Annotated in this window: 11 protein-coding genes; 1 reads left to right on the forward strand and 10 read right to left on the reverse strand. The window is 42.3% G+C overall.

What is annotated here, in order from left to right; translation table 11 throughout:
* Positions 1 to 134: 134 nt before the first annotated feature.
* The 10 genes from ACYVBM_RS01470 to ACYVBM_RS01515 all read right to left on the reverse strand — a co-directional run bounded on the left by ACYVBM_RS01470 (position 135) and on the right by ACYVBM_RS01515 (position 14,540).
* Entirely contained in the window at positions 135 to 1,082 is a 948-nt protein-coding gene (locus ACYVBM_RS01470) for a hypothetical protein (protein WP_460683831.1), read from the reverse strand.
* A 160-nt stretch (positions 1,083 to 1,242) separates the two neighbouring features.
* Entirely contained in the window at positions 1,243 to 4,374 is a 3,132-nt protein-coding gene (locus tag ACYVBM_RS01475; protein WP_460683832.1) for an efflux RND transporter permease subunit, read from the reverse strand.
* Between the two features lie 38 nt (positions 4,375 to 4,412).
* Positions 4,413 to 5,504 (reverse strand): efflux RND transporter periplasmic adaptor subunit, encoded by a 1,092-nt coding sequence (locus tag ACYVBM_RS01480; RefSeq protein ID WP_460683833.1) that lies wholly within the window; start codon positions 5,502 to 5,504, stop codon positions 4,413 to 4,415.
* A gap of 1 nt (position 5,505) precedes the next feature.
* Positions 5,506 to 6,765 (reverse strand): TolC family protein, encoded by a 1,260-nt coding sequence (locus ACYVBM_RS01485; protein WP_460683834.1) that lies wholly within the window; start codon positions 6,763 to 6,765, stop codon positions 5,506 to 5,508.
* 73 nt (positions 6,766 to 6,838) lie between these two features.
* Positions 6,839 to 8,209 (reverse strand): sensor histidine kinase, encoded by a 1,371-nt coding sequence (locus ACYVBM_RS01490; protein ID WP_460683835.1) that lies wholly within the window; start codon positions 8,207 to 8,209, stop codon positions 6,839 to 6,841.
* 96 nt (positions 8,210 to 8,305) lie between these two features.
* Positions 8,306 to 8,983 (reverse strand): response regulator transcription factor, encoded by a 678-nt coding sequence (locus tag ACYVBM_RS01495; RefSeq protein ID WP_460683836.1) that lies wholly within the window; start codon positions 8,981 to 8,983, stop codon positions 8,306 to 8,308.
* 301 nt (positions 8,984 to 9,284) lie between these two features.
* Complete coding sequence (gene sucD, locus ACYVBM_RS01500; RefSeq protein WP_460683837.1) at positions 9,285 to 10,163, reverse strand: succinate--CoA ligase subunit alpha; 879 nt, start codon at positions 10,161 to 10,163, stop codon at positions 9,285 to 9,287.
* 209 nt (positions 10,164 to 10,372) lie between these two features.
* Complete coding sequence (locus tag ACYVBM_RS01505; protein ID WP_460683838.1) at positions 10,373 to 11,251, reverse strand: ABC transporter ATP-binding protein; 879 nt, start codon at positions 11,249 to 11,251, stop codon at positions 10,373 to 10,375.
* Between the two features lie 129 nt (positions 11,252 to 11,380).
* Positions 11,381 to 12,118: an MlaE family ABC transporter permease gene (locus ACYVBM_RS01510; RefSeq protein ID WP_460683839.1), complete on the reverse strand. Its 738-nt coding sequence runs from the start codon at positions 12,116 to 12,118 to the stop codon at positions 11,381 to 11,383.
* Between the two features lie 100 nt (positions 12,119 to 12,218).
* Positions 12,219 to 14,540: an NADP-dependent malic enzyme gene (locus ACYVBM_RS01515; RefSeq protein ID WP_460683840.1), complete on the reverse strand. Its 2,322-nt coding sequence runs from the start codon at positions 14,538 to 14,540 to the stop codon at positions 12,219 to 12,221.
* A 148-nt stretch (positions 14,541 to 14,688) separates the two neighbouring features.
* Between ACYVBM_RS01515 and ACYVBM_RS01520 the strand changes: the two genes are divergently transcribed.
* A complete protein-coding gene (locus ACYVBM_RS01520) occupies positions 14,689 to 16,197 on the forward strand; it encodes a S41 family peptidase (RefSeq protein WP_460683841.1) in 1,509 nt (502 codons plus the stop codon).
* Positions 16,198 to 16,389: the final 192 nt, after the last annotated feature.

A 16,389-nucleotide genomic window follows, 5' to 3' on the forward strand; every position in this document is an offset into this window, starting at 1 on the left:
CGCTTATAAATGCTCCGCTGCTGCGTGTTGAGCTGGGCTAATACTTAAAAACATTAACACTGTAGCAGCGCAACTTGCTTGCTGGTGTTCCTCCATTGTTGCGTAGCCATCACGCAACATCAGCGGGGCGCGCTCTATTTATCTGAGATAATAGTATTATTTGCAATAGGTACAATCTGTATCCAGATACCGCTTACTTTAAATTGAGCACCTGTGTCTGTATTCTGGACAGTCAGCGTATAATTGAAAACACGTTTACAGTAGGTGATCTCACCTTTTAAATATACGGTGTAATAAGGTTTCACCAATATCTTATAATCATTAAAGCGGTCTTTAATATATGGCGTTGTAGTAATACCTTCTTTATATATCGTTCTGCCTGTAGCATACATTTTATTTTCTATAATTAAATCAGGAACACTGATATGGACGCCTTCTTCCGGCAGCCAGCCAAATGCCCCATAGTTGCTGCTTTCAAAATTAGAGGACTGCACTACATTTTCGAAAATAGCTGCATAAGGTTTCCAGATAGCTTCTGATGTGGAGTTGCTTAAAGTTAACGTTGAACAGCCTTCTCCGCTTTTATAAACACGACGTTGATCTTCTGATTCTTTAAACTCCGATTTTACTAATTTATACCCTTTTCCTCTTTTTTGAATAACGGTGATATAGTGCTCCCCGCCTGTTTTATCAGTTACAACTATCTCAAATTTTCTTTCGGATGATGCATCAAAATTTTCTTTTAGTTGAATAGTAAATTTATCATTTCCTTCGCGTATCAGTGTCAGCCATCCCGATGAGGCGGCTACATGCCCGTTCCCTTTTAACGTTAAAGGCTTGCCGTTATGATCCAATACAGCTTCTCCGGACGGCATATACTTTACTGATGCTATACTCCAGCCACTGGTTAAAACGGGAACTTCAAGCTCGCCGCCGCTTAAGATTTCCAGTGTTTTATAAGAAGGGGCGATGAATTCAATGTTACTGCTCTTGGTGCACGACGTAAGCCAAACAGAACCTATTACTAACAGCATTACTCCCAACCGGTTAAATGTGCTCATATTTCCTTTGTATTGATCCATTCATGGGTAATTGTAATCTTTGCCCGTCAAAAGTACAAACAAATGCAGTAACACAGGTTGCGCCTGATCAATAATACAGGGGTAAGAGGAACGCTGATGCGAACCTTTTTTTAAGTAGGATTTACTATTGTATGAACTTCTACGCAATTTTGACGTTATTTTATCTCATACTGATTTTCTTTTTATCCCTTAAATGAAGCGCCTTATGATAAATGATGGGGAAAACAAGCAAGGTGAAAATGGTGGCTGTTACCAATCCTCCGATAATAACAATGGCTAATGGTTTCTGGCTTTCGGAGCCGATGCCTGTACTGATGGCTGCGGGTAGTAAGCCAATAGCTGCCATTAATGCCGTCATAACTACCGGCCGGGTTCTTACTCTTACAGCATTGATGATGGCCTGGCTTAAGTCGCTGTGGGTTTTTGCCTGTTTATGAAATTCGGAGATAAGAATTACGCCATTTTGAACACAAATGCCAAACAGCGCAATAAATCCTACACCTGCCGAAATACCAAAGTTCATTCCTGTAAGATGCAATGCCAGTATGCCTCCAATTAAAGCAAAAGGAACATTAATTAAAACATAACCGGCATCCCTGGCATTACCAAACATAATAAACAACAAAATGAAGATCAGTATCAGGCTGATAGGCACTACCTGTGTGAGCCGGTTGCTGGCCCTTACCTGGTTCTCAAACTCACCGGTCCATCCTATCTTATATCCTTCGGGGAGATGGACATTGGCATTTACATTTTTCTGTGCTTCCGCAATGGTGCTGCCCAGGTCGCGCTCGCGAACAGAGAACTTTACACCAATAAAGCGTTTGGTATTATCACGGTAAATAAATGCCGGGCCTGTTAATTGTTTAATAGCCGCTATTTCTTTAAGGGGTACTTTATTTCCCGAAATAGAGGGAATCATCAGCATCAGGATATCATCCTCGTTTTTGCGATAGTCTTTATCATAACGGATACGGATATCGAACTTTTTTTCGCCTTCGTACTTTTGTGTAGCGGTTTTCCCTCCGATGGCCATTTCTATTACAGCCTGGGCTTCGGCTTTGGTAATACCATATATAGCCATTTTTTCTTCATCAAATAATATACTGATTTCGGGTTGTCCTACATTGCGCAGTATGCCCACGTCTTTTATGCCGGGCACATTTTGTATCTGTGCTATTACCTGGTTGGCATATTCATCTAATTTATCCAGCTTGTCTCCATAGATTTTTACGGCATTGGAAGCTTTGATACCTGCGGCAGCCTCAGCAACATTGTCAATTATGGGTTGAGAATAATTATAAACAATACCCTGGTACTTGGAGAGATCTTTGTCCATTTCATCTATAATGTCATCCATTGCAATACCCTTTCTCCATTTATTTTTATCCACTAAATCTACCTGGAACTGCACAAAGTAAAAGCCGTTGGGATCGGTGCCGTCATTACTCCGGCCGGTTTGAGACAGGACATCTTTTACTTCAGGAAATTTTCTTAGTTTGGTTCTTAATTCATTAGTTAGCTTAACGCTTTCCGGTAAAGATATACTCATAGGTAATTCTGCTGTTACCCACAACGAGCCTTCGTTTAGCGGCGGTAAGAATTCTGATCCTAACCATCGCGTAGAAAATATGGTAACGGCAAAGAATAAGACAGCAGTCAGCAATGTTACTTTTTTATGTTTGAAAGTCCAGTTAAATCCTTTACCTACAACCTGATTTACAAAACGGGTAAAGAAGTTGTCTTTTTCTTTTACATTTTTATTAAGCAGGATAGCGCATAATACCGGAACCAGGGTAAGCGTAAATATTAAAGCTCCCAGTAAGGCGAAGCCTAAGGTCCATGCTAAAGGCGAAAACATTTTACCTTCTACCTTCTCAAAAGAAAAAATCGGAAGCAATGCAGAGATAATAATGAGCTTGGAAAAGAAAATAGCTTTTCCCATTTGAGAACCGGTATTCTTTATTAATCCCATTTTTGCCAGGCGGTTAAATTTTTGCATGCCCGTTTTATGGGCGCGATGGTCGAGCGCAACGAAAATTCCTTCCACCATAACAACAGCGCCATCTATAATAATCCCGAAATCTATAGCTCCCAGGGAAATCAGGTTAGCGCTCATGCCCTTTAATTTCAGCATTAAAAATGCAAACAATAGAGATAGCGGAATGACAACCGCTACCACAACAGTAGTCCGCCAGTCTGCCATAAATAAAAATACAATAACTGTAACCAGTATAATCCCTTCAACCAGGTTATGCATTACCGTTTTGGTACAATAGGCCATCAGGTTATCTCTGTCATAAAAAGTTTCCATTTTTACATCAGATGGTAAAACGGAGGTATTCAGCTCATGGATCTTTTCCTTTACACTTGCCAGTACCTCGCTTGGGTTTTCACCTTTGCGCATCACTACAATCCCTTCCACTACATCATCGTTATCATTCAGGCCTACCTGTCCCACACGCGGCTTGCTCGTTTCAATTACGTTGGCCACGTCTTTTACCAATAACGGGTGGCCATTAAAAATATCTACAATAGTGTGCTCAATATCTTTCTGGCTGTCCAGTAATCCTATGCCTCTTACTACATAGGCCTGCCCGTTTTTTTCAATCACATCACCACCCACATTCAGGTTAGATTTGCTGATGGCTTCATACAGTTCCAGGGGTGTTATATCAAATTCCTGAAGTTTGGCAGGATTGGCCGATATTTCATAAACCTTTTCCTGCCCGCCAAAAGCCACTACATCAGCAACGCCGGCTACACTTCTCAGCTCCCGGTCAATTGTCCAGTTCTGGATGGTCAGCAGGTCGCGCGTATCCCTGCTCTCACCCGACTGTCCGGTGGGCAGGCTTTTCAGCACATAACGAAAAATTTCTCCTGTAGGGCCATAAGGCGGTTGCACTTCAGGTTCTACTTCTTCAGGAAGTGATACGTTCCTTAACTGGTTATTAACCTGCTGGCGTGCGAAAAAATCTTCCACATCATCCTCAAAAATTATTTTAATCACCGAGAGGCCAAACATGGTAATGCTGCGTACATTGGTTTTACGCTGCACGCTGTTCATGGCTATTTCAACAGGTGTAGTTACAAAACGTTCTACCTCTTCGGCACTTCTTCCGTTCCATTGGGTAACAATAATGATCTGCGTGTTGGTAACGTCAGGGAAAGCTTCTATAGGAATTTTTATAAAGCTGAAAATTCCTGCAATGGCAATAATGCCTACCCAAAAGAAAGTAAAGAATTTATTCTTTAAAGAAAACGCTACGATATTTTTTATAAACCTGTTCAATCTGCAATTATTAATAATGGATCATTAATTACTAATTATTAGTCATTCAGCGCATCATAAATCAAAAGTCCGTTTTTGGAAATAACGGTATCTCCTTCACTTAGTCCGGATCGTATATACGTAGTGCCGTTGAGTTGCCGGTACACTTCCACCGGTCTCGTCTCAATGTTGCGCTTGTCTTTAAAAACCATGACCCAGTATTTGCTTTTGTCGAAAATAATAGCAGATGAAGGCACGGTGATCATTCGCTGGTTTTCATTATAGCTTACGTTTACAGTACAGTTCATATCGGGTTTTAATTTAAAATCTGCATTGGGCAGGCTTACACGGAATTTCATAGACTTTGTATCAGCATCGATTACATTGTATATTTTATCTATTTTACCCCGGTAATTAATATCCGGGAATGCAAGTGTGTTTACAACTGCTTCATAATTTTCTTTAATATGGGCAATATTGCTCTCATTCACATAGGCTACGGCCCATATCTCATTAGTGTTGGCAATCGAAAATAGCGGCTCAGTTTCATCCGAACGAATGAGCTCGTTGATATTGATTTTTTTGGTAATCACAAACCCGCTGATAGGTGCGGCAACAGGGAAAATAGAACCCTTTTTGAATTTGTAAATGCTATATATTTCCTTTATCTTTAGCAGATTGGCTCTTGCTTTTTCTAACTCCGCTTCTGCCAGCTTTACATCTTTTTCAGAATTTAGTTTTCCTCCAAATAGATCTTCTGCTACCTGTAAATTCTTTTCTGCAATAGCTACTTCATTAATAGCATCCAGACGCTGCTGCTCATAGCCGGCTACTTCACTGCTTTGAATGGTAGCCAACACTTCGCCTTGCTTCACATAATCACCAAGACCGGAATTGATAGACTTTACCAGGCCACCTACTGCGGAAAAAACCTGGGCAGTTTTATTGTTATTGGCTTCTATCTTTCCAAAAAAACGGATTTCATTTTTTACCTCTTCTACAGTTGCCTTCACAAACTCGCATTTAGCCATCATGGTATCGCTTAATGAAAAGGCAATGGCATTTTCTTCAAAGGGTTTGCTTTTACAGCTGTATAAAGCAGCTGTAAGTACTAAAAGTAATACAAACAGGTTTCGTATGAAATGACGCATTTTAATATATATCTTGGCCGGTTAAAAGATTTAATTGCTCGCCTGAAGTGATGAGTTGTATCTTGATTCTTGAGAGTTCTGTAATCACCTCATTATAGGTTTCGAAAAAATCGATAAACTCAATAATGGAAACGTTGCGTTTCTGAAAATTCTCTGTCATACCCTTCACTGTTACTTCAAAATCCTCGTTATAAAGCGATTTTGCTTTTTGATATTCTGAAACAGTTTGCGTATAAAAAATATAGGCATTCTGCAATTCGCTGAATACCCGCGTTTGAATGGCTTCTTCGTTATACCCGGCTTCTTTTATTTTGATTTGTGCCGTCCTGATGTTTCCCTGGTTGCGGTTGTTCAGGGGTAAGGGAATAGATATACCTGCATTGGTTTCGTTTTTAAAAGCACCGCTATTTCTATCGTACGATAGTGCTACCGTAATGTCGGGTACTGCCAAACGTTTTTGATATTGCAGGTGTTGTGCTGCAAGCAGCTTATGCTGTCTGCCGATCTGCAAATCTGGACTGTTTTGTAAAGCTGCTGAATAGAGTTCGCTTAACGGTTTTTGCTGAATATATTTTTCCACTTCTTTCTCCGAGACCCGGAACTGTATAACGGAAGATGTTTGCAATAAGGTTTGCAGGCTGCTTTGCGCTTCATGAAAATTTTTAATGATCTCCGAACGGTCGTTGTTCAGGTTTAAATAAGCGCCTTTTAAGCGAACCACATCCTTCAGCGGGATATTGCCTTTGGCGGCCTGCGCTTCGTAAGCCGCTAATAAAGTATGCAGCAGTTCCAGTTGCTTATTATATTGCTGCAGTAGCAGATCTTGTTGCCCCACAATAAACAGATCCGTATGCAGTTTGAACTTTAGCTGTTGCAGTAGTTGCTGAAATTCCAGCTCTGCCAAAGTGGTATTGGTTTGGGCTATTTCAATTTCTGATTTTCTTTTGCCTCCTAAAAGTATCAGTTGCTCCAGCTGAACCATTGCCTGGCCGTTTTGGCCGACATGAAGTGTTTTTTTGTTTTCCGGATCATAAGCGTTGAAAGATGTGGTAAGAACGGGGTTGGGATACAGCTTTGCCTGTATCATCTGCGCTTTTTGCGCTTCAATGTTCATGGAAGACGCCAGCAGCTGAAAGTTTTTGCCTAAAAAAATACGATCTGCCTCTTCCAGGCCTAGCCTGAGCGTGTCCTGCGCATCCAGCTTTTGTACTGCAGCCGATAAAAGCAGGGGAAGTAAAAATTTTATGATTCTGAAATACATTTGCGCTTATTACTAAAGCAGCAAATGTGTTTTGAATAAACTTAAAAACGCCTTAAACCAGATAAAATTCTGCTTAACCCGGCGGCAGCTGTACTTCAAATATATTGGTGTTTTCTGATGGATTGGTGTAAGAAATGCTGCCTTTATGAAGTGCTATGATGTTCTTGGCCAGCGTTAACCCAAGCCCAAACCCTGCTTTATTGCGGCTGTTCTCACCCCTGAAAAAGTGACTGAATAAAAAAGCCTTTTCTTTATGGGATACAGCCCGCCCGGTATTTATGAACTGTATGGTAAGCCTGCCTGCCTGCGAACTGTCTATTTTAATTTCAGCTTTCCTGTTTTCTTCGCTGTAGGCAACGCAGTTATGCAGCAGGTTTTGGAAGGCCTGGCGGATCAGCATTTCATCTGCATACACCGACAGCTTTTCCGCATCAGGCTCATCGGGCAGGTAGTTCACTTCAAAAGCAAAGGCAGGATAAAGGGTATTAAGCTCGCTTATACAGTCAAAGATCAGCTCATCGACCCTTACAGGCTGTTTATTTACAGATTGCCCGCTTTCTATTTTGGATATTTCGAGCAATATATTAATAATATCTGCCAATGACCTGGTTTTAGCAATCTGTTCTTCTATTTCCTGCTGAATGATCGTGTCTGCAGATTTCTCCCTGATCCTTTCCAGCTCTGATATAAGAACTGCAATAGGTGTTTTAAGCTGATGAGAGATATGATGGATGGAATTTTTCTGAAAAGTATAGGCGTTATTGGTCCTGTTCACAAGCTCACTGAATTTTGTGTTCAGGTATTTGATCTCAGAGGTATTCGTGCGAATGCTGCTATGGATAGGGTTATCTCCGATTTTGTAGTTGGCCAGCAGCATTGCCAGTTGTGCAATGGGTTTGGAAATCCTGCTGGAAAGATATAAAGACAGCACAATAACCAGTGTAGAAAATACAATAAAAACAAGGAGTAATAAGTTTCTTAAAAAAGATAATTTGCTATAACCGAACTGGTCAAAAGCTTTGCTGATACCGTAATAGCTTTTATTATTAGATGTAAAATAAATACCTATCACGTCATATAACCCGTCTTTTTGTTCAATCCAGTCTTTATGATCGTTCAGCTCTGAAAGAAGCTTGCCTGAATAAGAGATAGATACATCATCCAGGCTGGAATAAACCAGGTTTTTGCTGCTGTCGAAAATGAGCATCTTTTCGTTCAGCATTGAGTTAATCGCCAGCCGGTCGATGGCATCTGTCAATTCTTTTTCATCTTTTTCAACTTCCGTTATGAATTGAAGTGTGGACAGGATTTTCTCTTTTTGCCTTTGTTGAAATTCTTCTTCCCGGTATTCAGAAAACAGCCAGTATACCAACGAAAAAAATAACCCTACCATTATAATGGATGTGGCGGAAAAATAAAGCAGTATCTTATTTCTTATTTTCATGCGTATATTTTTTATGAATTATCGCCGCATGGATTTTTTTTCGGAACAATTTTCATCGCTTTGGGTATAAATTTACCCGGAAATTTTATGGTTATTTTATTCGGAGTCTAAATAATAACCAAAACCTACTTTTGTTTTAATACTGTTTTTGCTGAAAGGTTTATCTAATTTTTTACGTAAGAAATTGATATATACTTCAATGGTGTTCGTATTGGCATCAAAAGCACGCCCCCATATTTCTTTTATCAGATCGGCTTTGGAAACTATTTCGCCTTTATGCTCAATAAGCCTGACCAGTATTTGGTATTCACGGGGTGTAAGTACAATTTCCTGGTCTCCGCGTGTTACTTTTTTCGTATTCAGATGGATGGTTATATCGCCTGCATTGATGATGGCAGTTGTATTTCTTAGGGTGTTTTTTCTTTTGATAAGGGCCTGAATGCGTAAAGTAAGCTCCCGCATATAAAATGGCTTGGTAAGATAATCATCGGCCCCACTGTTAAACCCCTGCACTTTATCATCCAGCTCGCCAAATGCAGTGAGCATCAGCACCGGTGTATGAGTGTTGTATTCACGAAATGATTTGCACAGTTCAAAGCCATTTTTGCCCGGCAGGTTGATGTCCATGATCACGCAATCAAAAGTTTCTCTCTTTAAAACCCGTTCAGCCAGCAAGCCATCGTATAACGATCTTGCCTGCATCCCTTCGGCTTTTAGTGCTTCATGAATATTATGATTAAGGATCTGGTCGTCTTCTATTAACAGGATGTTCATTCTACAAACTTAGTGTTTCGTTTTTTATTGCAGTTTTATACCTTTTCTTCTCGTTCCATCTTCCTTTTTTTATATCATTTATACATTAAAACCTGTTCAATAACCAATGGGTAGTGAGCTGGCCGAACCGCGATTCATTTGAAAAAATGCTTCGGATGGCTCACGGCGGCAACATCTTTTTAATCTAATTGCTATTAAATAAATGTACATTGATCGGGCAGCTACGGTAACAAAAAAATCCTCCGGTATGATCGAAGGATTCTTAATCTTTTATTTCCTGCTTTCTAAGTGTTGTTCACGCTTACCGGCGCGCTATTACTTCTGCCATGGTTTTGCCAATATCTGCGGGGCTGCTTACCACATGAATACCGCACTCGCTCATGATCTTCATTTTAGCGGCCGCAGTGTCATCGGCGCCGCCTACGATAGCGCCGGCATGGCCCATACGGCGCCCGGGAGGGGCTGTTTGTCCTGCAATAAAACCTACCACCGGTTTTTTATTCCCCGTCTCTTTGATCCAGTTGGCTGCTTCAGCTTCCATGCTACCGCCAATTTCACCTATCATTACAATAGCATCCGTTTCAGGATCGTTCATTAACAGCTCTACTGCTTCTTTGGTAGGCGTGCCGATAATAGGATCTCCGCCAATACCGATCGCCGTGCTGATGCCTAATCCGGCTTTTGCTACCTGGTCGGCTGCTTCGTAGGTAAGTGTGCCCGATTTACTTACAATACCAATCCGGCCCTGTTTAAATACAAAGCCGGGCATAATACCCACCTTGCATTCACCAGCTGTGATAACGCCGGGGCAATTAGGGCCGATCAGCCTGGTGCCGGTGCCTTGCAAATAATGTTTCACTTTTACCATATCCTGCACAGGAATGCCTTCCGTAATACAAACCACTAATGCGATACCAGCCTCGGCTGCTTCCATGATGGCATCCGCAGCAAATGCCGGTGGAACGAAGATGATGCTTACATTGGCACCGGTAGCTTTTACACAATCCGCTACGGTATTAAAAACCGGCCTGTCGAGGTGGGTAGTGCCGCCCTTATTGGGTGTTACACCGCCAACAACGTTAGTGCCGTATTCGATCATCTGGGTTGCATGGAACGTGCCTTCCGTACCGGTAAAGCCCTGTACTAAAACTTTAGAATCTTTATTTACTAATACTGCCATTTAATATAGATTTTGGGGTTGGTTGCAAATGTAAGGAAAGCTGCTCATAGTCGATAGTTGATAGCTTGTTGAGGGGCATTTTTACGGTTCGTGAATACGAGTCCCGGCTTGTCCGGAACAGGAAGCCGGAGCCAAACTTCCGGCTTGAACCACCATCGTCAATTGTATTCAATTACTGCTTATACGGTCAGCCGTCAATACGTTCTTGATCAACTCCCATCTCCGGGAGAGCCGATAATGCCGTCGCCATCCATGTCGGTGTTGAATTTTTCTTCCAGCGCATCGCGCACATCATCATGCACATCATCCGGAATTTCGCCTGTTTCCTGTATCATGCGCATGTGTTTGGCATCCTGCAAAAACTCCGAGGCAAAAATGAAATCGTTAAGCTTCTGGTTATCGCTGTATATAATTTCTTTATTCGTTCCTTCCCATTCCTTGGCACCCTGGTGCATATACACAATATGGTCACCAATTTCCATCACACTGTTCATGTCATGCGTGTTCATGATAGTGGTAGTGTTGTATTCTCCCGTTATTTCTTTAATAAGTTTGTCAATAACAATAGAGGTTTGAGGATCGAGGCCAGAGTTGGGCTCATCACAGAACAGGTATTTAGGATTTAATACAATCGCCCTGGCCAGTGCCACCCGCTTCTGCATACCACCGCTTATTTCCGAAGGAAATTTCCTGTAAGCATCTTCTGCCAGTTGCACCCTGTCCAGCACTTCCTTTACACGTTTTCTTTTTACAGCATATTTATCGGTGCTGAACATGTCCAACGGGAAAATAACATTCTGCTCTACGGTCTGGCTGTCGAATAACGCCGATCCCTGGAAAAGCATACCGATTTCTTTACGAATGGCCTTTTTCTCTTCAGTCGACATGGTAATATAATTCCTGTCGTTATAGATCACTTCGCCGGCAGTAGGCTGCATCAGGCCGACCACACACTTCATAAAAACGGTTTTACCACTACCGCTCGAACCAATAATAAGGTTGCATTTGCCCGGTTCCATGATGGCGCTTACATCGTGTAGCACCACCTTTTCCCCGAAGCTTTTTTTAAGGTTTTTTATTTCTATCATTGCTATATAATGGTTGGCAGATGAAAGATAACCGGTCACCGCATACTATCTGCTGTTTTACCAGCATCCTTATATAAAATATGCCTGTACTTTGCTGTTTGATCTATCTATTCTGCCCTCTGACAAAGATCAAAGCATTAATGCCGATAATATATAATCTGCCAGCAGTAACAATACACACGAAACTACCACAGCTCTGGTACTGGAACGCCCGATCTCTAAAGCGCCGCCCTTTACATGGTAGCCATAAAAAGCGGGAACGCTGGTAATCAGGAACGCAAATACAAAGCTCTTGGTTAATGCAAAAAATACATTATAGCCATTAAAATTCATCAATAACCCGTTGTCGTAAATGGAGGGATCTATAATGCCTGCCGCAGCGCCAGCAATGCGCCCGCCAACAATACCCAGCACCATTGCTATAATAATAAGTAACGGAATGGTTATCACACCGGCCAGTATTTTAGGCAGAATTAAGTATGCTTTGGTATTGATACCCATAATTTCCAGGGCATCTATTTGCTCGCTCACCCGCATATTGCCCAGCTCACTGGCAATTTTACTGCCCACCACACCTGCCAGCACAATACAACCAAGGGTAGGGGCGAACTCCAGGATCACGGTATCTCTTACAATTTGTGCGATTGTGGTTTTAGGGATGATAGGAGACACCAGCTGATAAGCAGTTTGTACAGTAGATACCGCGCCGATAAATACGGATATGATGCTGATAATGCCCAGCGATCCGATACCTATATCGTTACATTGAAGCATGAACTGTTTCCAGTACATAGCCCTGTTTTCGGGCACCCGGAACATGCCGTTAAACATTTTAATATACTGCCCGAATTCTTTTAATATTTTCAAGAATCAAAAAGGTTTATGTTATTTAAATTGCTTTTTTGTAAACCTGTCCTGTATATCATAAGCGCCAGCACCTGGTTGCTCCCCGCCTACACCTGCCTGATCAGGATCTTTCTTTTTCCCCGGCAGGTTTTTCCAAAACACCTGTTGCTGCCGATTTTAGCTGGGCGTCTGTAACAGCAATTAAGGCCATATTCACAATATTGCTTACTGTGCTACCTAATTGCAACAAATGTACCGGTTTTTTTAACCCTAAAAGTATGGGTCCGATCACATCAGAAGAGCCGATTTCTTTCAGGATGTTGTAAGTAATGTTACCCGATGCAAGATTAGGGAAGATCAGGGTATTCACTTCCTTATCTACCAGCTCGCTGAAAGGGTACATTTCCTTAAGCAACCCATTGTTCAGCGCCACATTTGCCTGCATTTCACCATCCACAATCAGTGAAGGCGCTTTTTGTTTGGCTATTTCCCTTGCTTTGGCTACCAGCTGTGCTTCGGGCGTGCTGCTGCTGCCAAAGTTGGAATAGCTGAGCATGGCGATTCTCGGGGTGATATTGAATGCGGCCACTTCTTTGGCGGTTAGCAATACAATTTCAGCAAGCTCTTCAGCTGTAGGGTTCAGGTTCACCGTAGTGTCTGCCAGAAATAAGGGGCCTCTTGAGCTCATGACCAGGTACATTCCTGCCACTTTTTTTACCCCTTGTTCTGTACCTATAATTTGCAATGCGGGGCGAATGGCATCAGAATATCTTTTGGTAAGTCCCGATATCATACAATCTGCATCACCGCACTCTACCATCATGCAGCCAAAATGGTTGCGGTCTTCCATCAGTTTGGCCGTTTCATCAAAAGTATAGCCTTTCCTGGCCCTTTTTTTATAAAACGCATGGGTATAGTCTTCCCTTTTTTGCCTGGCTTCTTCGCTTCGGGGATTGATCACAGGCATCCCGCCGATGTCGATCTTGTGGGCATCTGCCAGCTCCTGCATTTTTTTTACATCACCCAGAAGTATGGGGAAGCCTATACCTTCATCTGTCACTATCTGTGCGGCTTTCAGTATATTCACATTCTCGCCTTCGGCAAATACAATGCGTTTGGGTGCGCTCCGTGCCTTGGCGCCTAATACGCGCAATACCTGGTTGTCGAGCCCCAGTCTTTTATTCAGATCGTATGCATACTGCTCCCAGTTTTCAATGGTATGCCTTGCCACACCCGATGCGATAGCTGCTTTTGCCACGGCCGGGGCTACAGTAGCCAGCAGGCGTGGATCGAGCGGTTTGGGAATAATATATTCAGGTCCGAAATGCAGGTTCTCCTGGTTGTATGCCAGGTTCACCATATCCGGCACCGGTGTTTTAGTAAGCTCGGCCAGTGCTTTAACCGCCGCCAGCTGCATTTCTGTATTGATCTGCGTAGCTCTTACATCCAGGGCACCCCTGAAAATGTAGGGGAATCCTAATACGTTATTCACCTGGTTGGGATAATCGCTACGCCCCGTAGCCATAATTACATCCTTACGTGCCGAGGTGGCCTCTTCCCAGGATATTTCGGGATCGGGGTTGGCCATAGCGAATACGATAGGGTTTTTTGCCATCCCCTTTACCATTTCTGCATTTAAAACATTGGCAGTGCTGAGTCCTATGAATACATCTGCACCCTTTAATGCTTCCGTGAGTGATACGTCTTTTTCGGCTGTAGCAAAGGGGGCTTTTATTTCATCCAGTCCGGGTCGGCCTTTATACAAAGCGCCTTTACTGTCGAACATAATAAAATGCTCCGGCCGGGCGCCCATTGCCTGGTACAGCAGCGCACAGGCCATAGCAGCGGCGCCGGCACCGTTTACTACAAACCGGGCTTTTTCTATTTTTTTCTTCTGAATTTCCAGGGCATTGATCAGCGCCGCAGCACTAATGATGGCAGTTCCGTGCTGGTCATCGTGCATTACAGGAATCTTCAGGCGCTTTTTCAGCTCCCGTTCTATATAAAAGCAGCCGGGTGCTTTTATATCTTCCAGGTTAATACCGCCAAAAGTAGGTTCAAGCGCCTGTACGATCTCTACAAATTTTACAGGATCTTTTTCATTTACCTCTATATCAAAAACATCAATATCTGCAAATATTTTGAACAATACGCCTTTGCCTTCCATTACGGGTTTCCCTGCTTCAGGGCCAATATCTCCCAGTCCCAGAACAGCGGTGCCATTGCTGATAACAGCTACCAGGTTGCCTTTAGCTGTATACTTATATACATTTTCCGTGTTGTCGGCTATTTCAAGGCAGGGAACCGCCACACCCGGGGAATAGGCCAGCGAAAGATCTCTTTGGGTTTTTGCTTCTTTAGTGGGGATTACTTCTATTTTGCCAGGTCTGCCTTTGGAATGATATTCCAGGGCCAGTTCTTTTCTTAAATTGTTCTTAGCCATAAAAATGCGTTATAAAACAAGATGAAAAGTAAAGCATTTAATTTAAATGAACTGCAAAAAGAATTAATTTTAGCAAGTGCAATAAAAAAATAATCTTTGCATCAAGTATTTTAGCTGGCGAACTAATTTATTAAAACATTTACGCTGTTTGAACAAGTCCGTATATCCTGTAATGAAAAAATTAATACCATTTTTACCCGTACTGCTTATCGCGCTTACGGCCTGCCCTAAAAAGGACCATATTGATCAGCCGGATAATACTTCGGCTGTTGTATCTCAATTTGTCTATGACGGGTTATCTACCTATTATCTTTGGTCCGATCTGATGGTTAATAAAAAACCCACCGCTGCCGACAATACCGATCCCAAAGCCTACTTTGAAAGTGTATTGAGCCCAATTGACAAAGAACACGGCTGGTCGTGGATTACGTCTGATATAGACGCTTTGTTTGCCGAGTTTGCCGGTACCCCCAAGGATTTTGGCTGGAGCCTGAACTTTTTAAAGGTTTCAGATAAAAATTATGTAGCGGTAGTGAAGTATGTTTTTCCCCATACACCTGCTGCGCTGGCCGGTATTACCCGGGGTAATATTATTGACAAAATAGGAGGTGCGGTTATTACATCTTCCAATGTGGGGCAGCTTTTTGAAACCAATACAATAAGTATTAATGTAAATGACCAGAATTTTGCCAATGCCAGAACGGTGAGCCTCACACCGGTTACTATACAAACGAACCCTGTATTGGCAGACAGTGTATATAAGAACAAGCCGGAATTTGCGGGAAGAAAGATCGGCTATTTATTTTATACAGACTTTATAGAGGGATTCAATCCTCAACTTTATAACACTTTTGCTGATTTTAAGGCGGAAGGGATAACAGATCTGGTCGTTGACCTGAGATATAACCATGGGGGGGCGATGAATGCTGCTATATATCTGGCGTCATTAATAGCTCCGCGGGCCGCTGTGGAAAATAAAAAGCCGTTTACCCAGCTCACTTACAACAGCTTTCTGAACGGAATATTCGAAAGTTCGGGAGGGCTTCCTACGGATTCGCTGGGCGTTGTAGGTGGAATTACGCCATTGAACGCAAATTTGAACCTGAATAAAGTGTATATTATTGCCACGGATGATTCTTACTCTGCAGCGGAATTGCTTACCTTCTGCCTGAGGCCTTATATGCAGGTAGTTCATATCGGCAGCAAAACCGGCGGGAAGTTTACCGCATCTATCACGATACATGCGTATAATGATTATGATAACAGAGCTGCTACTGTTTATAATAGTAATACCCTTTCTAATGAGCAGAAGAACAGCCTTAAGAACTGGGCCATGCAGCCTATCGTAGCTAAATATGCAGATGCTGCAGGTAGAGATTTTGAGAAACCGGGATACCTGATACCCGATATCCCCGTAACCAGCATTGAAAATCAGCCTTCGGCGTGGAAGCCCATAGGTTCAACAGATGATTATTTACTGGCAAGGGCTATTGCTGAAATCACAGGGTTATCTGTGCCGGCATCTGCTCGTGTAAGTACTGCACCAAGAAGTGTTTATAAGTTTAGCAACGCCAAAATTTTCTCCCCGATGGATAACCGTTTAAAGGAATCCGTACACCTGGCTCCTCCCGCGGTGAGGCCCGCCGGTAGCTTTTGAAGGAATTAAGAGCAGCGTAAAATAAACAGGAAATATAGCTAAGGCATGAATGGATATTGTATGAATCCGTTAAGATAACTGTGTTACCAGGGTCTTCCTGAAAATATGTAATACAGTGTAGGCTTTTATTTTATTAGCAAAAGGATATAAAAAATGCCTCATTTGGAGCAAAAATTGCTTTAAGTGAGGCAT

It is taken from the genome of Niabella aquatica (genome assembly GCF_054779315.1).